This window comes from Neorhizobium petrolearium (assembly GCF_017873175.1).
GTDB classification, from domain to species: Bacteria; Pseudomonadota; Alphaproteobacteria; order Rhizobiales; family Rhizobiaceae; genus Neorhizobium; species Neorhizobium petrolearium.
In genome coordinates this window covers 188785-212975 of the sequence record NZ_JAGGJW010000009.1, presented here as the reverse complement: position 1 = coordinate 212975, position 24191 = coordinate 188785, and the positions used below count along the sequence as shown (strand labels likewise).

Annotated in this window: 22 protein-coding genes and 2 pseudogenes; 9 read left to right on the top strand and 15 right to left on the bottom strand. The window is 61.2% G+C overall.

The annotated features are described in order from the left end of the window. Window positions 1-122 precede the first annotated feature (122 nt). Genes atzF through J2046_RS18610 form a run of 9 tightly spaced genes read right to left on the bottom strand, consistent with a single transcriptional unit; the run spans window position 123 to window position 9465 of the window. Complete coding sequence (gene atzF / locus J2046_RS18650; protein ID WP_210054386.1) at window positions 123-1943, bottom strand: allophanate hydrolase; 1821 nt, start codon at window positions 1941-1943, stop codon at window positions 123-125. Further along, entirely contained in the window at window positions 1931-2293 is a 363-nt protein-coding gene (locus J2046_RS18645; RefSeq protein WP_210054384.1) for a cupin domain-containing protein, read from the bottom strand. Before J2046_RS18645 ends, atzF begins: the two co-directional genes overlap by 13 nt. Next, window positions 2286-2969 (bottom strand): cysteine hydrolase family protein, encoded by a 684-nt coding sequence (locus J2046_RS18640; RefSeq protein WP_210054383.1) that lies wholly within the window; start codon window positions 2967-2969, stop codon window positions 2286-2288. Before J2046_RS18640 ends, J2046_RS18645 begins: the two co-directional genes overlap by 8 nt. Further along, on the bottom strand, window positions 2969-4522 hold the full coding sequence (locus J2046_RS18635; protein WP_210054381.1) for an ABC transporter ATP-binding protein: 1554 nt from the start codon (window positions 4520-4522) through the stop codon (window positions 2969-2971). Before J2046_RS18635 ends, J2046_RS18640 begins: the two co-directional genes overlap by 1 nt. After that, on the bottom strand, window positions 4519-5220 hold the full coding sequence (biuH, locus tag J2046_RS18630) for a biuret amidohydrolase (RefSeq protein ID WP_210054379.1): 702 nt from the start codon (window positions 5218-5220) through the stop codon (window positions 4519-4521). Before biuH ends, J2046_RS18635 begins: the two co-directional genes overlap by 4 nt. Window positions 5221-5231: 11 nt before the next feature. Beyond that, the gene (locus J2046_RS18625) at window positions 5232-6248 is read right to left on the bottom strand and encodes a formamidase (protein WP_210054377.1); all 1017 of its coding nucleotides are present in this window, start codon (window positions 6246-6248) and stop codon (window positions 5232-5234) included. Between the two features lie 12 nt (window positions 6249-6260). After that, entirely contained in the window at window positions 6261-7187 is a 927-nt protein-coding gene (locus tag J2046_RS18620; RefSeq protein ID WP_210054375.1) for an ABC transporter permease, read from the bottom strand. Beyond that, the gene (locus J2046_RS18615; protein ID WP_210054373.1) at window positions 7187-8317 is read right to left on the bottom strand and encodes an ABC transporter permease; all 1131 of its coding nucleotides are present in this window, start codon (window positions 8315-8317) and stop codon (window positions 7187-7189) included. Before J2046_RS18615 ends, J2046_RS18620 begins: the two co-directional genes overlap by 1 nt. Window positions 8318-8337: 20 nt before the next feature. After that, window positions 8338-9465: a BMP family ABC transporter substrate-binding protein gene (locus J2046_RS18610; RefSeq protein ID WP_210054371.1), complete on the bottom strand. Its 1128-nt coding sequence runs from the start codon at window positions 9463-9465 to the stop codon at window positions 8338-8340. Between the two features lie 337 nt (window positions 9466-9802). Here J2046_RS18610 and J2046_RS18605 point away from each other — a divergent pair, with 337 nt between their 5' ends. Beyond that, window positions 9803-10492, top strand: a complete 690-nt coding sequence (locus tag J2046_RS18605; protein WP_210054369.1) for a GntR family transcriptional regulator — start codon at window positions 9803-9805, stop codon at window positions 10490-10492. Window positions 10493-10733: 241 nt separating this feature from the next. Then, window positions 10734-11061 (top strand): annotated as a pseudogene (locus tag J2046_RS18600) (LacI family DNA-binding transcriptional regulator); the annotation flags it as partial. Window positions 11062-11332: 271 nt separating this feature from the next. On the opposite strand, the gene J2046_RS18595 reads toward J2046_RS18600, so the two are convergent. After that, entirely contained in the window at window positions 11333-12034 is a 702-nt protein-coding gene (locus tag J2046_RS18595; RefSeq protein WP_210054366.1) for a FadR/GntR family transcriptional regulator, read from the bottom strand. A 276-nt stretch (window positions 12035-12310) separates the two neighbouring features. On the opposite strand from J2046_RS18595, the gene J2046_RS18590 reads away from it, so the two are divergent. From J2046_RS18590 to J2046_RS18565, 6 genes are all read left to right on the top strand, one after another. After that, window positions 12311-13924: an ABC transporter substrate-binding protein gene (locus tag J2046_RS18590; protein WP_210054364.1), complete on the top strand. Its 1614-nt coding sequence runs from the start codon at window positions 12311-12313 to the stop codon at window positions 13922-13924. 109 nt (window positions 13925-14033) lie between these two features. Beyond that, window positions 14034-14978 (top strand): ABC transporter permease, encoded by a 945-nt coding sequence (locus J2046_RS18585; RefSeq protein ID WP_210054362.1) that lies wholly within the window; start codon window positions 14034-14036, stop codon window positions 14976-14978. Between the two features lie 3 nt (window positions 14979-14981). Further along, window positions 14982-15866 (top strand): ABC transporter permease, encoded by an 885-nt coding sequence (locus tag J2046_RS18580; RefSeq protein ID WP_210054360.1) that lies wholly within the window; start codon window positions 14982-14984, stop codon window positions 15864-15866. Further along, window positions 15853-16902, top strand: a complete 1050-nt coding sequence (locus J2046_RS18575) for an ABC transporter ATP-binding protein (protein WP_210054358.1) — start codon at window positions 15853-15855, stop codon at window positions 16900-16902. The genes J2046_RS18580 and J2046_RS18575 overlap by 14 nt, the downstream gene beginning before the upstream one ends. After that, window positions 16899-17879, top strand: a complete 981-nt coding sequence (locus J2046_RS18570) for an ABC transporter ATP-binding protein (protein WP_210054356.1) — start codon at window positions 16899-16901, stop codon at window positions 17877-17879. The genes J2046_RS18575 and J2046_RS18570 overlap by 4 nt, the downstream gene beginning before the upstream one ends. Window positions 17880-17896: 17 nt before the next feature. Further along, window positions 17897-19102 carry an amidase gene (locus J2046_RS18565; RefSeq protein ID WP_210054354.1) on the top strand — a complete coding sequence of 402 codons (1206 nt, stop codon included), beginning with the start codon at window positions 17897-17899 and terminating at the stop codon, window positions 19100-19102. Here the strand turns inward: J2046_RS18565 and J2046_RS18560 are convergent. Next, window positions 19071-19736, bottom strand: coding sequence for an aspartate/glutamate racemase family protein (locus J2046_RS18560; protein ID WP_210054352.1), 666 nt, complete (start codon window positions 19734-19736; stop codon window positions 19071-19073). The two genes, J2046_RS18565 and J2046_RS18560, sit on opposite strands and share 32 nt — an antisense overlap. A gap of 49 nt (window positions 19737-19785) precedes the next feature. Here J2046_RS18560 and J2046_RS18555 point away from each other — a divergent pair, with 49 nt between their 5' ends. Beyond that, on the top strand, window positions 19786-20277 hold the full coding sequence (locus tag J2046_RS18555) for a RidA family protein (RefSeq protein WP_210054350.1): 492 nt from the start codon (window positions 19786-19788) through the stop codon (window positions 20275-20277). 252 nt (window positions 20278-20529) lie between these two features. Here J2046_RS18555 and J2046_RS34145 read toward each other — a convergent pair whose 3' ends face one another. The 4 genes and pseudogenes from J2046_RS34145 to J2046_RS34255 all read right to left on the bottom strand — a co-directional run bounded on the left by J2046_RS34145 (window position 20530) and on the right by J2046_RS34255 (window position 24001). Then, window positions 20530-20658: a hypothetical protein gene (locus J2046_RS34145; RefSeq protein WP_267950849.1), complete on the bottom strand. Its 129-nt coding sequence runs from the start codon at window positions 20656-20658 to the stop codon at window positions 20530-20532. Between the two features lie 290 nt (window positions 20659-20948). Further along, a pseudogene (locus tag J2046_RS18550) lies at window positions 20949-21307 on the bottom strand (ATP-binding protein); the annotation flags it as partial. Between the two features lie 102 nt (window positions 21308-21409). After that, window positions 21410-21619 (bottom strand): plasmid pRiA4b ORF-3 family protein, encoded by a 210-nt coding sequence (locus tag J2046_RS18545; RefSeq protein ID WP_233469983.1) that lies wholly within the window; start codon window positions 21617-21619, stop codon window positions 21410-21412. A 156-nt stretch (window positions 21620-21775) separates the two neighbouring features. Next, window positions 21776-24001, bottom strand: a complete 2226-nt coding sequence (locus J2046_RS34255; protein ID WP_210054347.1) for a methyl-accepting chemotaxis protein — start codon at window positions 23999-24001, stop codon at window positions 21776-21778. Between the last annotated feature and the right edge of the window lie 190 nt (window positions 24002-24191).

The window sequence follows — 24191 nt, the reverse complement described above, 5'->3', positions numbered from 1 at the left end:
CCACGATCCGGCGGCCCGCCACAGCATCGATGAAAATCGCCTCTACACGACGGGCAATCGGGCGGCTGTATGGCGTCCATCGCGCTCAATGCCAAATGTCCGGGATTTCTTCGTCCGGGAGTTCAATGGGTCGTGAAGGCCAGGTTCTTACAATATGCTCTCCACCCGCTAAAGGCGGTGATGTCGAGGGCATTCTTCAGCCCGAGCGGCTCGGCGAGGAAGCCCTTGGCCGAAGTCCCATCCGACAACGTCACCGTGCCGATACTCAGCGGGGCCGGGATGGCCGCAACGAACAGCCCGAAAGCCGCTGGCGTCAGCTTCCAGACTTCCACCTCGATCTCGCCGCCTTCGCCTTCTTCTACGCGAATGATGCCGGGTTTCGGCGGCGTGGTGTCCGCCAGCGCATAGAGCCTGTAAGCTGCCGATGTCCGTGCGACGCGGGAGAATTTGCCCTCGAGTTCGGTGAGTTGATGGTTTAGCGGCATGCCGGAAAGATGTGCGCCGATCACGACAATATCGATCAACTGGTTGTCTTCAGGTGCCGAGATGATTTCCGCCGCTTCCGGTTGCGGCCAGCCGGTAGCACCGAGCGTCAAGCCGCTCGCCTGATGGAGATCGCGGGCGAGCGAGGCAGTCAGCCCGTCGCGGCCGGAGAGAGCCAAAAGCGTGATACTGGCCGGCAGGCGGTCGGCGCGGGTGCCGGCCGGTACGGCGATGCCACACATGTCGAGCAGGTTGACGAAATTTGTATAGGTGCCGAGGCGGGAGTTCTCCCGGATCGGTTCCGCTTCCAGATCGGCAAGGGTGTAATGTGTCGGAGCCGTCGGAACACAGAACAGATCGACCGAGGCGACCCGCGGTTCGATCTTCTTCTTCAGCGCCTGCAGGGCATAGAAACCATTGAAGGCGTCGGCCGCCGAGAGTGTCTTGGCGCCACCGTAGATCTTGCGCGTCACCGGATGGAGGCTGGCTTCATTCTCATCGAAGAACGGCTTGATTGCCGCATAACGCTCCGCCACCCAAGCGCCCTCATAAAGCAGGTTTGCGACCTTATAGAAATCGCCGAACGGTACTTCGATCAGTTTGTGGCCGAGCCTCGCGAGTGTCGAAAGTGCGTCGAAATAGGCTGCCTCCATTGCCGCATCGCCGAAGAATTGCAGGTCTGTCTTGACCGGCACGCCGATCGTCAGCATTGGCGGGGTCGGGCCGTAGCCTGTGGCGGGGATGGATTTCGAATAGGCGTCGGTCTCGTCATATTTCGATGCAACGGAGAAGGCCTTCCAGGCATCGTCCACCGTCAGTGCGAAGATCGAGACGCAATCCAGTGTACGGCAGGCGGGAATGACGCCGGTGGTGGAGAGCGCACCGACGCTTGGCTTCAAGCCGACGATGTTGTTGAGCCCCGCGGGAATGCGGCCCGAACCGGCGGTATCTGTGCCAAGCGCGAAGCTGACGATGCCTTGGGCCGCCGCCACTGCCGAGCCGGAGGACGAGCCACCGGGGACCAGGCCGGGATCGATGGCATTCTTCGGGATCGGGTAGGGCGAGCGGACGCCTACAAGGCCCGTGGCGAACTGGTCGAGATTGGTCTTGCCGATGACGAGCGCGCCCGCTTGCTTCAGCAGCCGGACGACGGTCGCATCCTTTTCAGGCAGATAGGAATAGTCGGGGCACGCAGCGGTGGTCGGCATGCCGGCGACGTCGATATTGTCCTTTACCGCGAAGGGGATGCCGAAGAGCGGTTTTTCCAGATCGAAACCGCCAAGTTTGGCCGCTTCCGCAAGGACCGCGTCCTTCTGTGCCAGATGGATGAAGATGCCGGGATCGTTCACCTCCGCGATGCGGGCGAAGACACTCTCGACAATGTCGGCGACGCTGCCGCCATCCCTGTAGAAGGCGTGCAGCGAGGCGATGTCAAAAGCCGGTGTCGCTAGCGGGGGCATGGCATTTCCTCTTCGAGTATTTTCACGGGCCGGTCCCACTGGATCAGCACGACGCAGCCGGTATCACTCCAGACCGAATGTTCGCTGCCGGGCGCGTTGACGATGTAGCTGCCGCGGCCATAGTCGCCGGCCTCGTCGGATTGCACGCCGTCGAGCACCAGGATGGTTTCGAGCCCTTCATGGCGATGACGTGGCACGGAAGCTCCGGCTTCGTACTTCAGCAGTGCCACGCCCGGCTGATTGCCCTCGAAGGAGCGGATCCAGTGGATGGTGACCTCGCCGCGGAAGGGTTCGAATTCCAAGTCTTTCCAGCCGCCTAGCGTCAGAAGTTCGCGAGTTGATTCAGGCATTGGCCATCCCCTTTGGCGCGATCCCTTCCAGAATGTCGTCAACATGGGCGGTCCAGCCGACGATCGCACCCTGGGCGCGGATCATGGCCATGGCCGCCGCCTTGAACTCGGGAAAGTAACTCTCCGTCGCCTCCTCGGCGAGCAGGCATTCATAACCCCGGTCATTCGCCTCGCGCATGGTGGTCTGGACGCAGACTTCCGTGGTGACGCCGGCAAAGACGAGCTGCCTGATGCCCTTTGCCTTCAGCACGTCGCCGAGCTCCGTGGCGTAGAAAGCGCCCTTGCCGGGCTTTTCGATCACCACTTCGCCATCGATTGGCGCAAGTTCCGGCAGGATTTCGGTGCCTCTCTCGCCGGAGATCAAAATGCGGCCCATTGGGCCTTCGTCGCCGATTCGGAGCGAAGGGTTGCCGCGATCCCGTTTTGCGGGCGGCAGATCGGAGAGGTCAGGCCTGTGGCACTCCATCGTGTGGATGACCGGTAGACTGGCGGCTCGAAAGCCCTCGATCAGGCGTTTCACCTCCGGCACAATCCTGGTGATGCGGGAAACATCGTTGCCAAGGCTGGCGCCGAAGCCGCCGGGTTCTGCGAAATCCCGCTGCATGTCGATGACGATCAGCGCCAGTGCTTCCGGTATCGCCGGGAAGGTGAAGGGTTCCGCCTTGATATCGCCCATCAGTGATGCCCCGCCATATGCGCGCCGATGACGCCGACATCCGCCCCGAGGGCCGACGTTTCGTAGACCAGTTTACCCTCCGAGATGACCATGATGCGGTCCGACATTTCGAGCAGTTCGTCGAGGTCTTCGGAAAGCAGCAGCACGGCCGTGCCGGAATTGCGGGCCTTCATGATGCGGGCACGGACCTCCGCCACGGCGGAAAAGTCGAGGCCGAAACAGGGGTTGGAGACGATCAGCAGATCGACGTCGCCGGTCAGCTCGCGGGCGAGTACGGCGCGCTGCACATTGCCGCCGGAAAGGGCAGCAATCGGCGACGAGGAGGAGGCCGTCTTCACCTTGAAATCCGAAATGAGCGCAGCCGCCCGTTTCTTCATTGCGCCCCTGGAAAGCCAGATCGCGTCCTTGCCATTCGGCTTGAGATCGAAGGTGCGGAAGGCGAGGTTCTCGCTCACCGTCATTTTGGGCGCGCAGGCGTTCTGCAACGGCTCTTCCGGGATGAAGCGGACGTTGTTCTTGCGGGTCTCCGAACGAGTGGCGCCATAGGTCTCACCGTTGACGACGACGCGGCCCGTGTCGGTCGGCCTCTGACCGGCGAGGATTTCGGTCAGTTCCTTCTGGCCATTGCCGGAAATGCCGGCAATGCCGACGATCTCGCCGGACCGCACCGTCAGGTCCTCGATCTCGATCGTCTTGAGGCCCGAACGATCCGGCGCCTTGACCTTCTCGACTGTCAGCACGGGTCTTGCCGCTTCCGGGACGGGCAGGCGGCTGTCGAGTTCGGCGAGCCTCACGTCACCGATCATCATTGCCGCCATGTCGGTTGTCGAAAGTTCGCCGATCTTGCCGGTGCCGACCAGTCTTCCACGGCGCAGGATCGAGACCGCATCGGTGAACTTGGTCACCTCATGGAACTTGTGGGAGATCATCAGCACAGTCAGTTCGCCGCGCTCGGTCATGCCGCGTACGAGGCCGAGCATTTCGTCAGCTTCCGCCGGCGTCAGAACCGAGGTCGGTTCGTCGAGTACGAGGAAGGAGCGGCCGAGATAGAGCTGCTTGACGATTTCGAGCTTCTGCTTTTCGCCGGCGGCGAGCTCGCTCACCGGCCGATCGAGCGGGATGTTGAACGGCATGCGCTCCATGAAGGCTGCAAGATCCTTCCGCTCCTTTGCCCAGTTGATCACGGCCGGTACCTCGGGGCGGCTGATGACGAGGTTTTCCGCGCCGGTCAGCGACGGGACCAACGTGAAATGCTGATAAACCATACCGAGTCCGTAGGTCGCGGCATCCTTAGGCGAGGCGATCGCCACTTCGCGGCCATCGACCGACAGCGAGCCTGAGGTTGCATGGTAGAAGCCCATGATGCATTTGACGAGCGTCGACTTGCCGGCGCCGTTTTCGCCGAGCAGCGCATGGAAGGAACAGGCCGGCACGCTGATCGAGACATTGTCGAGTGCGGTGAACGAGCCGAAGCGCATGGTCATGCCAAGCGTTTCGACGCCGATCGCCTTGCCGGTCTGAGGGAGGGGCGTATCGCGGACGATATTGCTCATGGAAGCTGGCTCACCAAGGTTTCGGAATTGGAGACGGAGCCGAAGACGCCGCCCTGCATCTTCACCATCTTGATGGCGGCCAGGTGGTTGCCGTAATCGGTCGCGCCGCAGCAATCTTCGAGAAGCAGGCATTCGAAGCCGCGGTCGTTCGCCTCGCGCATCGTGGTCGAGACGCAGACGTCGGTGGTGATGCCGGTCAGGATGATGTTCTCGATGCGCTTCTGGTTGAGGATCAGCTCCAGATCGGTGGAGCAGAAGGAGCCCTTGCCGGGCTTGTCGATAATCGCCTCGCCCTCGATAGGATAGAGCTCGGGGATGATGTCCCAGCCGGGCTCGCCGCGGATCAGGATGCGGCCGCAGGGGCCGGGGTCGCCGATGCCGGCGCCGATGCGCTGCGAGCGCCAGCGTTTGTTCGCCGGCAGGTCGGCAAGATCCGGCCGGTGTCCCTCGCGGGTATGGATGATGTAGTAGCCCTTGGCCCGCATGGCAGAGAGGACTTGTCTGATCGGCTCGATCGGCGCCTGCACCAGCGACAGGTCATAGCCCATGTGGTCGACATAACCGCCCTTGCCGCAGAAATCGGTCTGCATGTCGATGATGATCAGCGCCGTGTTGTCGGATCGGAGCTTGCCGTTGTAGGGCCATGGATAGGGATCGGCGTCGATAAAATGCTCTTTGGTCTCGACCATCGCGTCCATCGTCGTGTCTCCTATTCCGCAGCGGGTTTCAGGGTTTTGCCGTAACAGCGCACCGGCTTGCCGAAACCGCAGGAGGTGCCGTCGGTCACCTTCACCTCGGCCTCCCAGGGCAGCCTGTATTTCCCGGCGATGAGGTCGTGCATGTAGCTGTAGGGCGCATCGCCCGCGCCGCCGGCGACGGCGACGTACCCGCGATGGCCGAACTGGTAGATGTTGTTCTCTACGCCCCAGCCGAGCCGCGCTTCACGAACGAGGTCCGGCCGTACTTCGGCGGTGATGATTTCGTTCACCCGGCCGGACGTGCCGTGAGCGATGATCGTGCCGTCGAAATTGCAGATCATGCCTTCGCCCATCGAATCGAACGTGCCGTCAGAACCGCACATGCAGACGCTTGCCGTCACCATCAGATTGCAGAAGGCGTTGGACTGGTTGGTGAAACGCCAGGCCTCGCGGATCGGCGCCGTGTAACCCGCCGTTCGGATCATGATCTCGGCGCCCTTATAGGCGCATTCGCGCGCCATTTCCGGGAACATGCCGTCATGGCAAATGATCAGTGCCAGCTTGGCGCCTTTCGGCCCGTCGATGACCGGGATGCCGAGATCACCCGGCTCCCAGGGTTCGACCGGCACCCATGGGTGCATCTTGCGGTAATAGAGCTTCAGCTCGCCCTGCTCGTCGATGACGATGCCGGAATTGTAGGGCATGCCGCCGGGGTTCAGCTCCATGATCGAGAAGCAGCCCCAGATGGCGTTATCCTTGCAGGCTTGTCTGAACGCGGCGACCTCCGGCCCGTCGAGCGTGCACATGATTTCCGGGTTGGTGTCCATGGAAAGCCCGTGCAGCGCATATTCGGGAAAGACGACGAGATCCATGCCGGGCTGGTTGCGCCGCGCCTTGCCGACGAGATCAACGATAACGTGCGTCTGCCTGGTGAGATCCGCCTTGGTGATGGTCACCGGCAACTGGAGCTGGACGAGACCAATGCCGACGCCGTGTTCGGATTTGTTGAGGCCGCCAAGTCCGTTCATCGGGGAACTCCTTTATTTTGTCAGTGACAGTACGCCAGGCGCGCCCGCCAGCGAGCGGGTCGGTGAGGAGGTGATGATCAAGATGATGAGGGTGAGCACGTAGGGTGCCGCATAGAAGAGGTAATAGCCCTGCGTGACGCCGACCGATTGCAGCGCCGGACCGAGCGCGCCGGCGCCGCCGAAGAGCAAGGCCGCGAGGAAGCAGCCGATCGGGTTCCAGCGGGCGAAGATCACGAGCGCCACGGCCATTAACCCTTGGCCCGAGGAAATTCCCTCGTTCCAGGAGCCGGGATAATAGAGCGAGAGATAGGCGCCGCCGACCGCTGCCAATGAGCTGCCAACGGCGGTCGCCAGCAGGCGCACCGTATCCGGACTGAGACCCATGGCGCGCGCCGCATCGGTACTGTCTCCGACGACCCGCAGGGTGAGGCCGATGCGGGTGTTTTTGAAGGCCCAGAAGAGGAACACCGCCAAACTCGCGCCGATGAAGAAGAGCACATTGATGTTGAGCGCTGCCTGTACCTGTGGAATGCCGGACCAGCCGCCGAGCAGAATGGAGGGCAGTTTCGGGGCAGCCGGCTGGATGAACGGCTTGCCGAGGAAGAAGGCAAGGCCGAGGCCGAACTGCATCATAGCGATACCGATCGCAATGTCGTTCACCTTCGGGAACTTGCAGATCCAGCCATGGACCAGGCCGAAGACGGCGCCCGTGGCCATCGCGGCGAGCACGCCGAGCCAGGGCGAGCTGGTCAGCACCGTGACCGCATAGGCGCTCATGGCGCCGAAGACGAGTGTGCCTTCAAGCCCGAGATTGATGCGGCCGGAGCGTTCGGTGATCGTCTCGCCAAGCGAGACGAAGATGAAGGGAGTGGAGACGCGGATGGCGCCGGCGAAGATCGCGAGAGGCACGCCCCAGAAACCGATACCTGACTCGTCCATCATGCGCTCCTTTTCCAGAGGTCGGGATCGAAGATCCTGAAGCGGCCGTAGAAGGTTTCGCAGAAGAGAATGACGATGAAGAGCGTGCCCTGCAGGACCAGCACGGTGGCATCCGGCAGGCCCATGCGCCGCTGGATGAGGCCGCCCGAGGCATCGATGCCGCCGAGCAGGATGGCGACCGGGATGATCGCCAGCGGATTGTGGCGGGCGAGGAAGGCCACGAGAATGCCGGTATAACCGTAGCCGGCCGCCAGCGAGGCATTGGCGCTGCCCTGCACGGCAGCCACTTCCACCATCCCGGCAAGTCCGGCGAAACTGCCTGCTATGGCGGTAAAGCCCGTGATCAGCTTGCCGACCGGCAAGCCTTGAATCTGCGCGGCCCGTACATTGCCGCCGGCGATGCGGGCCGCGAAACCATAGCTCGTCGCCTCCATCAGGATCCAGGAGAGGATGCAGGCGAGGATGCCGATAATGAGGCCCCAATGGACGTCCATGCCGGGAATGTCGCCCATCATGTACTCGGCCGGCAGCGGCCTGGTGGAGGGCTTGTTGAGGCTTGCCGGGTCGCGCAGCGGCCCTTCGACGAACTGGTTCATCAGGGCGATTGCGATATAGGCCAAGAGCAACGAGGAGATCGTCTCGTTGACGCCGCGATAGTGGCGCAGGAAACCGGCGAGCCCGATCCAGAGCCCGCCGATCACCATGGCGGCAAGCCCCATGAAGACGAACAGCACGGCCGGCGGAACGAGGCCGAGCAACGGCATGGCTGCCGCTGCCGCAGCGACGCCGCCGAGCACCACCGCACCTTCACCGCCGATGATGACGAGGCCGAGGCGGGCGGGCAGGGCGACGCAGAGCGCCGTCAGAAGCAGGGGGGCGGCGCGTGAAAGACTGTTCTGGACCGAGAACCAGCTTCCAAAACCGCCCGTGTACATGAGTTGGAAGAGGGTGACCGGCGACTTGCCGATCACCAGGATGAAGAGGGAAAAGAGCGCCAGGCCGATCAGGATCGCGACGAGCCCGATCGCCACAGCTTCCGCCCGCCGCGCGAACCACTCGAGAAGGGGCCGTATCCGGGTACCGCTTCCCGCCGATATGGATAGCCCGGGATCGTTCGCTTGAACCGTCATGGCGCTTCTCCCGCGGTCCGTTACGAGGTCGACCCGACGACACCCTCGACGAGATAGGCCATGCTTTCGAGATCGATTGCATCTTCTGCATAGGCCTTGTCCGCGGTGATCACGACATTGCCTTTGTTGTCCTTGAGCGGCCCCTTGAAGACGGAGAGCTTACCGGCCGTGGCTTCGGCGAGCGTCGCCTCGAACTTCTTGCGGGCCTCGGCGGAAACGGCCGGGCCAAGCGGGCTCATCTTGACGAAACCGTCCTTCAGGCCGCCGCGGACGAAATTGCCGAGCTTGCCGCCGCTCTGGGCCGCCTTGATGAAATTCGTGTAGACATTGCCCCAGGCCCATTCCGCGCCGGTCAGGTACTTGTCCTTGGCGAGCGCGCTTTGGTTGGCATGGTACCCGCAGACGAAGGCACCGCGGCCGGCGGCGGTTTCGACCACCACCTTCGGGCCGTCGACATGGCAGGTGATGACATCGGAGCCCTGGTCGATCAGCGCGTTGGTGGCTTCCGCTTCCTTGACCGCGAGCGACCATTCACCCGTGAAAATAACCTGGCAGGTGATGGCCGGATCGACGGATCGGGCGCCGAGGAGGAAAGCATTGATGTTCTGCAGCACCTGTGGGATGGGCTTGGCGGCGACGAAGCCTATCTTCTTGCTCTTCGAGGCATAGCCGGCAGCGATGCCATTCAGGTATTGGCCCTGATGGATATAGCCGAAATAGGAGCCGGTATTGGCCGGGTGTTTGCCTTCCTGCCACAGGCCGCCGCAATGGCGGAATTCCACATCCGGGTATTTTGCTGCCATGGCCAGCATGTGGGGGTCGAAATACCCGAAGGAAGTCGGGAAGAGCAGGGCGGCACCATCGAGATTGATCATCGACTCCATCGTCTTCTGAACGTCGACGGTCTCGGGGACGTTTTCTTCCTCGACCAGGGTAATGCCCGGCATGGCCTTGATAACGGCAGCACCTTCGGCATGCGCTTGGTTATAGCCGTAGTCGTCCTTCGGCCCGACATAGATGAAGCCGATAGTGAGCGCGGTCTGGGCGGACACGGGTGATCCGGCCAGGCCCGGCATCATGCCGGCCAGCGCGCCGGCGGCGGAAGTCTGAAGGAAATTGCGGCGATTCATGGAAAGGAGTTTGGTCATTGGGAATCTCCTTCGGCGTCTGGCCGGTTTTGAGCGGATACACAAAAGTGCATGCAATGTGCGTGCCAAAATTCAAGGTATTGTTTTCGTTTCAGAAAATTTTATTTCGATTCATATCTTATGGAAAGTGCATACAGATTGCCCATGATTTCGATCAATAAGTGAACAATGATTATAATTTAGCCGGTCTATTGACATCCCGATGATACGGCAGAGGCCAAATGCGGAATTGCGTGATTACAAAGTTGAAAATTACCAGTGCTTTCTGGACGTTATTTGACTTATCAGCTGCGGAACGGCATCTGTATGCAGAATGTCGAATCGAGCAGAGAGTAGCGTGAGGCAGGTCAGACGCAGGGAAATCATCCGAACCGGAACCACTGTCGAGCAGATGGTGCGGGCGATCGCTGACATGATTGTCACCGGTGCGATGCTGCCGGGCGAGAGGCTCGACGAGGTTTCACTTGCCACCCGGTTCGAGGTATCGCGAACACCTGTGCGGGAAGCCCTGCGGGAACTTGGGGCGATGGGCCTGGTGGCCCGCGAACCGAACCACAGCGCCGTTGTCACCAATGTCACCGAGACCTATCTGCATTCGATGTTCGAAGCGATGGCTGAGCTCGAAGCGATCTGCGCAAGGCTTTCGGCTGAGCGGATGACCGTCGACGAAAGGCGGGCATTGGAACTCGACCATCGGGCATCCATAAAGCTGGTGCATGCCGGCGCGGAAGAGGACTATTCGGCACACAACACCGAATTCCATACGCGCCTCTATCGTGGCGCGCACAATGAGCACGTTTTCGAGCTGGTGACGCAGACCCGTGCCCGGCTGGCTCCGTTCCGCCGGGCGCAATTTCGTCTGCCGGGACGCCTTGCAAGGTCTTATGAGGAGCACGACGCGATCGTCACCGCGATCCTGCGAGCGGACGGTGCGGCCGCGGGCCAGACGGCTTATTCGCATGTTGCCATCGTCAGCGATGCCAGCACGGTCTTCGCGGTTGCGAAGACAGGCAATCGGCATGTGTGACTGGGCGAGGGGCGCGGCTAACTGGTTTTCGTCGAGTCTGGTTCTCCGGGTGGAATTCGGTGCCGCGCATAGTTTGCGGATTGGGACGGCAGCCTGATGGAACGACGGCTTGCTTGAGGATGCTGCCGAAGCCTGCAATGAAATTGGCGCAACTACTGCAACCCGCGCGCTCCGTCTTCTAGAACATCATCTACCAGACTGCGGCCGGCACCTCCGCTGTTGCGCGTTGAGCGGGGTAAACGTGAAAGCGAAAATCGGATTGAAGGACGTCGCCCTTGATGACGGCGTATCTCTGAGCACAGCCTCGCATGTCCTGAACGGAACTGCTCCGATTTCCATTGGGGTGCGCAACCGCGTGCCGGGTTCGGCGCAATGGCTGGGATATCTGGAAAAGCGCAGAAGCCGGGCCACCATCGCGACATTGCGCACGGTCCTCCTGGCGATCATAAGCGATGCCGCTCCCCACAGCGACCTCAACCTTCGTAAGCTGGACGATGATCAACGGCTTGCGCCACGAATGCGAGCGGCGCAGCATCCGCATCGTTCTCTTCGTCAGCACGGATATCCGGACCATCTGGACATCCTCATCCATAACTACTGCTGCTGGGCACTTCGAGCGTAGCGGACGAAGAGATTTCGAATTGCGGAAGGAGCACTGGTGAAGCGTTGTGGTGATCCTGGCGAGTGAAACTGTTGCATCAGCCGTTCCGTTTTCGCAGAGGCAAATGCGAATTTTCCACGCGATGATTGTTCAGTCCTGTGTGGGATCGATGCTTGACCGTGGGTGTGATCCGGCGTCGTGCGGCACCGTTGGTATGCTTCAACACCGGCGAGCCTCGTTCATATGCCGCAGCGATGCGCTGCTGCATCGATATGGGCGACGAGCGCCGCGCAGGCGCCGGTGATGTCCTTGGCCTCCAGCGCCTCGACGATTCGCATGTGCTCGCGCGCCGTGTCGGTCATCATTTCGAGAATGACCATCGGCACCCACTGACTGCTGCGGATTGCTTCTCCCATTCGGTCATGTATTTCCTGGAAGATGCGGTTGCCGCAGTGATCGTAGATCATGGCATGGAACAGCGTGTCCTGTTCTGCCGCCTTCACCGAATTGCCGGTGCGGGCATGGCTCGCCAGCGCCTCGGCGGAGGCGCGCAGGGCTGCAATGTCCTCCTGCGAGAAGCGGGAGGCGGCCATTGCCAGCGCCACAGGCTCTACGGTGCGGCGGTATTCATAGACTTCCTGCAGCGAATAGCCGGTGGAAAAGCGCCACCGGTCGAGTGGCGAGAAAGTCTTCGGTTCCGCGACAAAGGCGCCGCGTCCAACTTCGACCTGCAGGAGCCCGAGGGTCTCCAGCATGGAAATGCCCTCGCGTACCGAAGCGCGCGAAGCGTTCAGCATCACGGCCAGCAAGCGTTCCGAGGGAATCTTGTCCCCGGTCTTCAGTTTCTCCTCGGCGATGACCCGCTGGATGGCTTCCGCAACCCGCACGGGTACCGACCGCTTCGTTCGCTCGGCGGGCATTTCGCGCGGCATGCTCAGCATGGAGGCTCCTAGTCTGCTGTTTTGCCTAATATATAGGCTTGCCTAAACAAAGGGCGCTTGTTATTGAATGGTCTGGCCGGTCAGACCACGCCCATTTTTCAGGAAAGGCGAAAAACAGTCAACGGCGGACGGGCCGAATGGCGGGAAATGCCCGGAGCGGTCGGATACCCCCGGGTGGAAGGGACGTCCCGCAAAGGTCGCCGTTCCATTTGACGGAAACACGCAATTTGCGTGCCGAAACAAGACAAGCCGAAACAAGACAAGGGGAACAGTTCAATGCTGAAGAAATTCGTGAGGGCGGCCGCATTGGCCGCGGCGATCCCGTTGGCCGCAATGGTCATGGGTGCTCAGAACGCCAACGCCGGCGGCACGCTGCGCATCGGCATGACGGCCGCCGATATTCCGCTGACCACCGGCCAGACCGATCAGGGGGGGGAAGGCCAGCGGTTCATGGGGTATACGGTCTACGATTCGCTGATCGAGTGGGACCTGGCGAACGCCGACAAGCCGTCGGGCCTTGTTCCGGGCCTTGCCACGGAATGGAAGGTCGATGGGGCTGACCAGACCAAGTGGACCTTCAAGATCCGTGAAGGCGTGACCTTCCATGACGGCTCGAAGTTCACCGCCAGTGACGTCGTGTGGAATCTCGACAAACTGCTGAAGCCCGATGCCGAGCAATATGATCAGCGCCAGTCCGCCCAGGGCAAGTCGCGTATTCCGGCAGTCGCCTCCTACAAGGCCATCGATGACACCACGCTCGAAATCATCACCAAGACGCCGGATGCGACGCTGCCCTATCAACTCTCCTGGATCGTCATATCATCCAAGGCGAACTGGGAGGCCAAAGGCAAGAGCTGGGATGAAGTCGCCAAGGCTCCGTCCGGCACCGGTCCGTGGAAGCTGACCAGCTTTGTACCGCGCGAGCGCGCCGAACTCGTCCCGAACCCCGACTATTGGGACAAGACCCGGATGCCGAAGCTCGACAAACTTGTGCTGATCCCGCTGCCGGAGCCGAATGCCCGCTCCGCCGCGCTGATGTCTGGCCAGGTCGACTGGATCGAAGCGCCGGCCCCCGATACCATCCCGGCGATCAAGGGCGCCGGTTACGAGATCGTCTCGAACGCCTATCCACATAATTGGACCTGGCACCTCTCGCGCCTGCCTGATTCCCCGTGGAACGATATCCGCGTCCGCAAGGCCGCCAACCTCGCCATCGACCGCGACGGCATGAAAGAACTTCTCGGCGGTCTCATGATCCCGGCCAAGGGCTTCTTCCCCCCGTCCAGCCAGTGGTTCGGCAAGCCGACCTTCGAGGTCAAGTACGATCTCCCGGCCGCCCAGGCGCTGATGAAGGAAGCCGGTTACGGTCCCGACAAGCACCTGAAGGTGAAGGCGCTGATTTCGCCGTCGGGTTCCGGCCAGATGCTGCCCTTGCCGATGAACGAATACATCCAGCAGAGCCTCGCAGAAATCTGGATCGACGTCGATTTCGTCGTCGTGGAATGGAACCAGATGATCAACCTGTGGCGCGCTGGTGCCGCCGATGCAGGCGTACAGGGAGCACAATCGATCAACTTTACCTATTTCATCCAGGACCCGTTCACCGGCCTCATCCGCCATCTGGCATGCGACCTGAAGGCTCCGAATGGCACCAACTGGGGCGCCTATTGCGATCCAGACATGGAAGAACTGTTTAAACAGATCAAGACCACCTTCGATCCGGCAGCGCAGGATGAAGTCATGCGCAAAACGCATGAGAAATTCGTCAATGACGCCCTGTTCCTGATGGTTACTCACGACGTCGCACCCCGTGCCATGAGCAAGAAGGTCAAGGGGTTCGTTCAGGCGCAGAACTGGTTCCAGAACTTCTCCAGTATCACTATGGAGTGATGGGGAGGAGCCGGGGCGAAATCCATGCCTTCGGTTCTGCCCGACGATCCGCTTTCCGGCGTCGCATGACGACGCCGGAACCCTGTCAGTCCGATCAACAGGCGTGCTGATGCTGGTCTATCTCCTCCGTCGATTGCTCTATGTCTGTCCTGTCGCCATTGGCGTCAGCGCCATCTGTTTTATGCTGGTGCATGTCGCACCGGGCGATCCGTTGACGGCCATCATGGCCGTCGATGCGACGGCTCAGGAACAGGAGGCGATGCGTGCCGCCTACGGTCTCGACAAGCCGCTTCCCACCCAATACGTCATCTGGCTCGGCAAGGCCGTGCAGGGCGATCTCGGCAAATCCATCGCCTCGGGCCGACCGGTCGCCGGCGAGGTGATTGGCGCCGTGCAGAATTCCCTGGTTCTGGCCTTTGCCGCCAGCCTGATCGCTTTTCCGCTCGGCATCTTCTTAGGCTTTCTGGCCGGCTATTTCCGCGACAGCTGGATCGACCGCGCCGTCACGACCGTCGCGATTGCCGGAGTTTCACTGCCGAACTATTGGCTCGGCATCGTGCTAGTGATCATCTTCTCCGTCACGCTTGGCTGGCTGCCGGCCATGGGCGCGGGGGATGGCGCCTGGATGTGGGATTTTACGCATCTGAGCCATATTATCCTGCCGGCGATCACCCTTTCGGTCGTTCCCATCGGCATCGTCGCGCGCACGATGCGCGCCCTGGTCGGGGAAATCTATTCGATGGATTTCGTGCAGGCGCTTTATGCCAAAGGCCTCCATCGCGGCGACGTATTGCGTCACGTCGTGCGCAACGCGGCACCGACCGGGCTTTCGGTCATGGGTATCCAGCTCGGTTACTTGCTCGGCGGCTCGATCCTGATCGAGACAGTGTTCAACTGGCCGGGCACGGGCTTCCTGCTTTCCAACGCGATCTTCCAGCGCGATCTGCCTCTGCTTCAGGGGACGATCCTGGTGCTCGCCCTGTTCTTCGTCCTCGTCAACCTGACGGTGGATGTGGCGCAAGCAATCATCGACCCCCGTATCAAGAGGAGCTGAACCATGAGCACGGCAATCGCTCTCGCAGCTTCCGCATCGACCTCAGGACGGCGCGGTTATTGGAGTGGCGTTCTCAAGCGTTTTTCACGCGATCCGGTTGCGGTCGGCTGCACCGTCATTCTCCTTGTTCTGATCCTCGCTGCGATTTTCGCGCCCTATCTCGATCTCGCCGATCCCTATAAGGGCAGCATGATCAAACGCCTGCGGCCGGTCGGCACCGAAGGCTTGCCGCTCGGCACCGACGAGCAGGGTCGCGACATGCTTGCCCGTCTGATCTATGGCGGGCGGCTGACCCTTTATGTCGGCCTGATGCCGGTTGTCTTCGCCTTCTTCATCGGTGCTGCGCTCGGCGTCACTGCCGGTTATGTCGGCGGTTTCGTCAACACCGTCATCATGCGCGTTGTCGACATATTCTTTGCCTTTCCTTCCGTGCTTCTGGCGATTGCCATTTCCGGCGCGCTCGGGGCGGGCATCGTCAACAGCCTCGTTTCGCTCACCATCGTCTTCATTCCGCCGATCACGCGTGTCGCCGAAAGCGTGACGTCGAGCGTGCGCTCGCTCGATTACATCGATGCGGCGAAGGCCTCCGGCGGCGATGCGTTTACCATTGTGCGCGTGCATGTGCTCGGCAATGTTCTAGGCCCTGTTTTCGTCTATGCCACCAGCCTCACCAGCGTTTGCATGATCCTGGCCGCGGGCCTTTCATTCCTCGGCATCGGCGTCAAGCCGCCGGAGCCGGAATGGGGCCTGATGCTGAACACGCTGCGTACAGCCATCTACGTCAATCCCGTGGTGGCGGCGCTGCCGGGGATCATGATTTTCATCACTTCGCTCTGCCTCAACCTGTTGAGCGACGGACTGAGGAGCGCCATGAATGTCAGAGACTGACACCTTGCGGGACAACCGCGACCGTGGCGGCCCGGCCCAGCCACTCGTTCTCGCCCAGAACCTGACAAAGCATTTCCCAATCCGTTCGGGCCTGCTCAACCGACAAACGGCCACGGTCCATGCTGTGGATGGCGTTTCCTTCGCAGTCCACAAGGGAGAAACGCTCGGCATCGTCGGCGAATCTGGCTGCGGCAAGTCAACCACGGCCCGGCTCCTGATCGGCCTGATCGAGTTGGATGACGGCACCATCGTCTTTGACGGCGATGCGCTCGGCTCGGCCATTTCGCTGAGGGACATGCGCAAATCCGTGCAGATGGTGTTCCAGGACAGCTACGCGTCGCTCAATCCGCGGCTCACCATAGAAGAAACCATCGCCTTCGGTCCGAAGGTGCAGGGGCTTGCCGATCCGCTCGGCCGGGCCCGTGACCTGCTCGGCAAGGTCGGGCTTGATCCGAACCGCTTTGCTCACCGCTATCCGCATGAGCTTTCTGGCGGCCAGCGCCAACGCGTCAATATTGCCCGCGCACTTGCCATGTCGCCGCGCCTCGTCATTCTCGATGAAGCCGTCTCGGCGCTCGACAAGTCGGTCGAAGCACAGGTGCTGAACCTGCTCTGCGACCTCAAGGACGAGTTCGGCCTGACCTATGTGTTCATCTCGCACGACCTCAACGTCGTGCGCTTCATCTCCGATCGCGTGCTGGTCATGTATCTCGGCGAAGTCGTGGAAGTGGGACCTGTCGAGGCGATTTACGGAAAACAGGCGCATCCCTATACCGCTTCGTTGTTTTCCGCCATGCCATCCATGGACCCGGACAACCGCACGATGGAACCGCCGCTTTCCGGCGATCCGCCGAACCCGGTCAATCCGCCCTCGGGCTGTCGCTTCCACACCCGCTGCCGTTTCGCCGAGGATGTCTGCTCCGGCGCAAAGCCTGCGCTTGCGACTTTCGGCAACCATCCGGATCATCTGGCGGCATGCCACATGCATGATCCGGCTTCGGGCCATTCCCTCGCCGGCGCGGAGGCCAGTGCATGACCGACACTCCCCTTCTGGAGATCAGCGATCTCAACGTTCGCTTTGATGGCGAGCGAACGGTTCATGCCATCAACGGCCTCAATCTCTCGCTCGGACAGGGCGAAATGCTCGGTCTGCTCGGTGAATCCGGTTCCGGCAAGAGTGTGACCCTGAAGGCGCTGCTGAGGCTTCTTCCGCCAAAGCGGACGCAAATCGACGGTTCGATTCGCGTCAACGGCGCGGATATCATGACGCTTTCCGGCAGGCGCTTGTCGAGCTATCGCGGCGGCGAGGTCTCGATGGTGTTCCAGGAGCCGGCGCTGGCGCTCGATCCGGTCTATACGATCGGCGACCAGATCGCAGAGACCGTGATGCGCCATCGTGGCATCGGCCGGAAAGCGGCGATGGAAGTCGCGCTCGACATGCTGATGAAGGTACGCATTCCTTCGCCCGAACGGCGGCTGAAGAACTATCCGCACGAGATGTCGGGCGGTATGCGGCAGCGAGCGATGATCGCGCTTGCCCTGTCCTGCCGGCCAAAGCTCCTGCTCGCCGATGAGCCGACCACCGCGCTCGATGCGACGGTACAGATCCAGATCCTGCTTCTACTGCGCGAACTTCAGCGCGAATTCGGCATGGGCATCATCTTCGTAACCCACGATATCGGCGTTGCGGTGGAAATCTCCGAGCGTGTGGCCATCATGTATGCCGGCAACATCGTGGAAGAGGGGTCGACGCGCGATATCATCCGCGACGCGCGCCATCCCTACACGCGCGGCCTGCTTTCAGCCAATCTGCATAATGTTGCCAAGGGAACCCGGCTCGAAGCCATTGCGGGCGCGCCACCTTCCCTCGAAACCGAACCGGTCACCTGCCAGTTCGCGCCGCGTTGCCCGAACGCCCTGCCAGCCTGCGAAAAAGGGTTGCCGCCCTTCTTCGTGCCTGGCCCGGGTCGTCGCGTTGCCTGCCTTCTTGAAAACGGCGCTACAGCCGATTGAATACAAAGGAAAAATGCATGTTGCTGAAAAGCGACCCCGTTCGAGCCTTCATGCCTTATCCGGCCGTCGAAGTCCCCAATACGGCAGAAGGACCGCTTGCCGGCCTGACATTCGCCGTAAAGGACCTCTTCGACGTTGCGGGGTATCGCACCGGCTGCGGTTGCCCGATGAAGCTTGCCGAAAGCGACGTGAAGGGCGCAAACGCACCCCCCGTACAACGCCTGCTCGATGCCGGCGCGCGTTTCGTCGGCAAGACCCATACGGACGAACTCGCCTGGTCGCTTTACGGCATGAACGCGCATTTCGGCACACCGATAAACTCTGCTGCGTCCGACCGCATTCCGGGCGGTTCCTCCTCCGGTTCGGCGGCGGCGGTCGCCGCCGGCCTGGCCGATATCGGCATAGGCACGGATACCGGCGGTTCGGTGCGCGCGCCGTCGAGCTTTTGCGGTCTGTGGGGACTGCGTCCTACACACGGACGCATACCGCTCGATGGCTGCATGGAACTGGCAGCAAGCTTCGACACCTGCGGCTTTTTCGCGCGCGACGCTGGAACATTCATCCGCGCCGGCGCTGTCTTGCTTGGCGATGACACGGTAACCCTGCCGGACGACCCGCGCTTCCTGAGACCGGCCGATATGGTCGAACGGCTCGGCCCTAGACAGCGCGCCGTCTATGACGACATGTTCGGCGGGCTGGAGGCTGCGTCGGCTTCAGTCTATCCCGAAGGCGGGGCGGATGCCCTTTACGAAGCCTACCGCATTCTGCAAGGCTGCGATGCCAAGCGCTCCATCGTGCCTTATATAGAGAAAAGCGGCATGCCGTTGGCGCGCGGCATAGACAGCCGCTACGCTCATGCCCGGTCCCTTACGGATGCGGACGAAGAAGCGGGGGGACGTGTTCGCGCAACGTTCCGTGCCCATCTCGATGCCCTGCTTGGCATCGATGGCGTTTTGCTGGCACCCGTGGTCCATGACGCACCCTTCAAGCTCGACGCAGCGGATGATGTGTTCGAAAGCTTCCGGCACCTTGCCATGCGCCTGCTCTGCGTCAGTGGCATGTCCGGCCTGCCACAGGTCGTGCTGCCTGCCGGCCGCATCGATGGCGCACCCTATGGCGTTTCACTGATCGGCCCGCGCGGTTGCGACCAATCGTTGATCGCGCTCGCTGCGCGTCTGGCGAAAGGCGGCCTCAGCCCTTTGCCGCGATCCGTGCCGATATGAGCCGTGCCGCTGCCGGAACGGGTTCGATGATCGCAAGGGCATGGCGCGAGCTCAGGGCGGCCGCGGCACGCGCCAGCGGTCCGCCGCCGATGATGACTGCTTCCGCACCCGCCCGTACGGCCTTGACAACGGTATCGCTCAAGAGATCGACCAGCAGGGCCGGATCGGCGACTGCCGAAAACGGGTCGCTTGGTGTGAAGAAGCTGCCGAGAAACAGGTCGCTCAGCCCGGTTGTTGCCACTGCCTCCGCGATGGACGTTTCGAGTGCCGGTGTGGTCGTCGCCACGGCGAAGCGGCGCCCGCCTGCCGCCGCTTCGAGAAAGCTCGCCTCGCCGATGCCGCAGACGGCAATGCCGCACCGAACCACCTCCGGATGGATACGCATTTCGGCAAGCCCCGGATCTCCGAAGGCGGCGACGATGATGCCATCGACGGGCTCCGGCCCGGCCAGCGCCTCGTCCAGCAGCGTAAGGACGGCTTTCGCGCCGACCGCAAGCGCTTTCGGCTCAACGATCATCGAAGCGCCGAAGGCCGCCGTGCGCCCCTCGACGGCAAGGCCAATCGTAGAGGCGATGTCCACCATCGACGCCGTGGTTTCGGCATTGGTGTTCGGGTTGAACAGAAGAACCGGCATAACCCTCTCTATCGTTTGAGAGGCCAAAAGAAGAGAAGGAACGGCTAACATGAGCACCGGAACCGATCAAGTCGAACATAAACTGAGGACGCTCGGGCTGGAATTGCCGGCTTCCTCGCCTTCGCGCGCCAATTTCCTGCCCTACAAGCGCAGTGGCAATCTCCTGTTCCTGGCCGGGCAGATCTGCGAATGGAATGGCGTGCCGCAATATTTCGGTCCGGTGCGGGAAGGCTACGATCTTGCCGAAGCCAAGAAGGCTGCGGAAATGTGCGCGCTGAACCTCCTGTTCAATATCCGCGCCGCAACCGGCTCTCTGGACCGCGTTGCCGGCGTGGTAAGGCTCGGCGCCTTCATCTCCGCCCCCGCTGGTTTTCCTGACGGCCCAAAGATCGCCGATGGGGCGTCCGAGCTTTTCATCCATCTCTACGGCGAGGCGGGCCGGCACGCTCGCACGGCGGTCTGCGTGTCGAGCCTGCCGGCCAACGGTCTGGTCGAGATTGATGCCATCGTCGAGCTTGGTGCGCTATCCAAGCCGCGGTGAGGCCTCCTCTTGCGTCCTTCAAAAATACAGGGATGCGCAATGCGATCCAGCACCTTCATCCGTTTAACGATGAAGGTAGCCGGGATAGCTGCCCGAGCGATGCTCAACGTCGAAATGGCGACCGTCCAAAGTATGGTGCGGAAGGTCAACTGGCGTCCTGACGGGAATCCCGGCAGATTCGGTAGAGCAATAAACCGCTCCAACTTTGAGATGGGGTAGTGATCCCCCCACGCGTCCGCGGCCCGGGTCGCATCATGCCACGCGGGCTTCACGCCTGGTGCGAACCCAATCCGGCAGCCAGTCGCCATGGGCGGCCAGAAGATCGTCGACCAGGGACCAAATCTGGTCGAGATCGAGTTCGGCCGCTGTATGGGGATCCATCAGCGCCGTTAGCTGCGGCGAAGTGGGTAGTTGATCTAACGGCCACAATCGAACAGCTGTTTGAAGTCGCTCGAACATGCGGACGACAAAGGAGACCGCCGGAGCTATCATAGAGCTGCCTACTTCAGGGGCGGGAAATGCGCATTGTCGTCGCTGGAGAAATGAACCCGCAAGAGGCTTGACTAGCGCCGCGAACCCGAAATCGGAGCGGCGTCATTCCGAAACTGTCAACGGCAGAGTAAAAACCGGCCACGGGCGGAGCAAAAGTCGGCGGTTTTTTAAGGAGGATTTCAGCCAGCCTCTCGGGCGCGGCTCTGGGCGAAACGATAGCTGTCGCCGTTCATTTCAAGGATATTGACGTAGTGGGTGATGCGATCGAGCAGAGCGCCGGTTAAACGCTCGGATCCCAGAGTTTCCGTCCATTCGTCGAAGGGAAGATTGCTGGTGATCAGGGTGGCAGTGCGCTCATAGCGCTGAGAGATCAGCTCGAATAGCAGCTCCGCCCCGGTTTTGACAGAGGCACGAACCCCAGTTCGTCTATGATCAGCAGCTTGTAGGCTGCCATCTGCTTCTGGAACCGGAAAAGACGCCGCTCATCACACGCCTCCATCATCTCGCTGACCAGCGCGGCCGCCGTGGTGAAGCCGACGCAAGCAGTGGGCCAGGGTGCCGGCACGATCCGGACGACCAGCTAAGCCATTGCTTACCAATAGTCCCGCAACGGCCTGATGCCCAGTCATGCCGGTATCCCCTAATGCACGGCGTGGATGCGAAACTGATAAAGGTGAAGGCTGCACCACCCCAGCACCACCTGAAAGACGCCATGCACTTCCTTCAACGTCATGGCTGCCGGCATCAGGACACGCCTCCAGACCATCGAGCTCATATCGAGCAGGCGGACCTTCAGTTGCAGGATCGAACCGCTGGCTCCACCCGATGAGCCGATTTCGGCGTCAGGCATGCTCCAATCCAATCCGGTACAGTGGGCTACCGCGACAAGTCTATCGCCGTTCTCTCAGTCGGACTACCAGTAACACCCCACGCTTTTTCTTTCTCTCCTTGTTGGCCCTATCGTGCCTAATTCTGAAGGCATAAAGTTTGCTGAGTGAGATCGTTATCAGAACTCCTGCCACTCATCACCGGTAGTGTCGACGGCGGCATTACCTGAGAAGGCTAAAGCAATCTTACGGCCGAGTGCCCGGACGGGAGAAGTGTTAGGAGCGGCGTGAGCGGTGATGGGGCGGATCGAGGGTGCGGATGACTGATAACCGCTTTCCGTCAGCCGGAACTGCGCGAGCAACTCATTAAGTGAGGCGACCTCAGCTGCAAGCGTATGGCTGGCAGCGGTGGTTTCCTCGACCATGGCAGCGTTCTTCTGCGTGTCTTGGTCCATCTGGTTGACAGCTGTGTTGATCTGCTGAAGACCGGCCGACTGCTCCTGCGCCGCTTCGACAATGGCGGCCACATGCCGGTTGATCTCCTGGACCTCCGACACGATCGTCTCCAACGCCCTGCCTGTCTGGCCGACAAGTTGCACGCCTTCCTCGACCTGCCCGTTGGAGGTCGTGATCAGTGCCTTGATCTCTTTTGCGGCATTCGCCGAGCGTTGTGCAAGTTCACGGACCTCTTGCGCGACAACAGCAAATCCCTTGCCGGCCTCGCCGGCGCGGGCGGCTTCAACGCCGGCATTCAGTGCAAGAAGATTGGTCTGAAATGCAATCTCGTCGATGACGCCGATGATGTTGGAGATTTCAGATGAGGACTTTTCGATCCGTTCCATGGCGCCGACGGCCCTACGGACGATATCACCCGACTGCTCAGCGCCGGCCTTGGTGCGTGCGACCAGTTCGCTTGCCTCCTGCGCCCGCTTCGTGGAATCCTTCACCGTGGTGGTGATCTCCTCGAGAGCAGCGGCTGTTTCCTCTACGGCGGCGGCCTGCTGTTCGGTCCGCTTTGCCAGACCATCGGCGGCGGACTTGATCTCATTGGCACCCGCTTCGATACCCCGAGCGTTCTGAGCAACGCGGGTGAGAGCTTCCTCCAGTTTTTCCGCTGACCTATTGAAATCGTTACGCACGCCGTCAAGGGTGTCGGAGAAGGTTTGATTGATCCGGTAGGACACATCGCCGTCGGCAAGCTTCTCCAGACCCGCAGCCAGATTGTCGACGGCGAACTGCACCGCGGCACCCTGCTTTGCCTTTTCCTGTTCGCGCTCGATCCGCTCGTGCTCCGAGAGACTGCGGTTCGTCTCCGTTTCTTCTTCGAGCCGGATGCGCTCGATGGCGTTCTGGCGGAAGACCTCGACCGCACCCGCCATGGCGCCGATCTCATCGGGGCGCCCTTGCCCCTCGACCTTCACGGATGTGTCCCCTGATGCAAGCTTGGCCATGATATCGGTGACCTTGCGAATAGCGCCTGCAAGCGAACGAGCAAACAGAAGAAAACCGCACAGTGACAGCAGGGAGACCACGACGGTAGCGACGACTGTCATCCACAGCGCCTGCTGTGAGGCCTCAACGATTGGTGTCACATCCGAGGCGATCTCAAGCGCGCCGATCGTCTTTCCGGAAAAGTCTTTGAACGGCACTGCGGCGATCTCGTAGTCCACGCCGTTGCGTAGCGCACGGACACGAATCTTCTCTCCGTTCGCTGCGGCCTCGAGTTGCTGCTCCGACAGGATCGGCTTGTCGGGAAAAGTCGAAGCCTGAACGGTGAACTTTCCCTCCTGAATGATATGTACGGCGACCTCGGCATTGACGGAATCCGCAAGCGGCTTGAAGTAATCGTTGGCAAGTGCCGTGCCGACGTCGACCACACCCACCGCCTTAGTAGCCTTCATTACCGGCGCGGAGGCAAACATATTGACAGAGGTGCGGCCAGGCTCGATGCCGGCCACAAGCGTGCCGGCAAGCGCTGCCACGATCATCTTACGGCGGCCCCGGATATCGTCGCCAAAGGTTTCGGGCGAGTGGACTCGGGCCAAAGCGACACCGCCGGAATTGCTGAAAGTGATCAGCTGCAGACCTTGCTGTTTTACGGCAGGCAGGCTTGCCGCGTATTTTGCAAGCAGGGCAGGGCGGTCATTGTTGATGATGAGATCGGCGATCTGCGGATCGCCGGCCAAAGCTAAGGCGAGCGAGGCGGCTGCGCGTTTTTGTGCATCCATGTCGGTCTGGATGACATGCAAGTCAGCGGTCAATTCCTTCTCAAGTGATTTCTCGCTCGACATGCTTTGCCGGTACCATGCAAGCCCACCGATGGTGACGCTCGCAAACAATACCGCTGCAAACCCATATAACGTGATGCGGATCCAGATCGGCCGCTTGATGTTTCCGTTGCTCATTGTTGTTTCCCCAACCTCTTCGAGTAAACAAAAGTAGAGCGTCGAAAACTTTGAGTTTTACTTAATTTTGAACGAAGAATCTTTGCCACTATCCCGATCGGCTTATCCGGTAGGCTTTAGGCCTTATCTGACAGTATCGCGCCGGTCCGCTCTGTCATAGCGTTCCGGATCCTCATCGATTGTGCTGAAG